This is a genomic window from Arthrobacter sp. SPT-J7, assembly GCF_059089965.1.
Genome location: NZ_JBNHFF010000554.1, coordinates 1 through 517, shown reverse-complemented (window position 1 = coordinate 517; position 517 = coordinate 1). Strand labels below are relative to the sequence as shown.

General features: G+C 62.7%; 1 protein-coding gene. It reads left to right on the top strand.

Annotated elements, in window-relative coordinates; translation table 11 throughout:
* Positions 1-481, top strand: a 481-nt coding sequence (locus AC5RWX_RS34230) for an SRPBCC family protein (RefSeq protein WP_494100566.1), incomplete at its 5' end; no start/stop codon positions are given.
* Positions 482-517: the final 36 nt, after the last annotated feature.

Here is a 517-nt window from a genome sequence, read left to right as displayed (position 1 = left end):
CACCAAGAATCTTGAAGCGCTCAGCTTCACGCTGATCGCAGAATTTGACGCGGACGTCCAGCGGGTCTGGCAGATCTGGGAAGACCCGCGCCAGTTGGAACGCTGGTGGGGCCCGCCCACCTGGCCGGCCACCTTTGAGGAATTCGATTTCCGCTCAGGCGGGAAGGCCAGCTACTACATGACCGGTCCCGAGGGCGAAAAAGCCCGCGGCTGGTGGCGCTTCACCACCATCGAAGGCCCCAAGAGGATTGCCTTCGACGACGGATTTGCCGATGACAACGGCGAGCCCGTGGATGACTTGGGAACCACGCACGCCTCCGTCAACCTGGAGGGCATCGGTGACCGCACCAGGATGACGATCGTCTCCTCCTTCGAGTCGGAGGAGCAGATGGAGCAGATGGTCCAGATGGGTATGGAGGAAGGCATGCGGGAGGCTGTCGGACAGATCGACGCCATCCTTTCCGAACACGCCAACGCCTGAGCGGCCAACCCCTCCAGCAACCCAAGGGAGCGGACG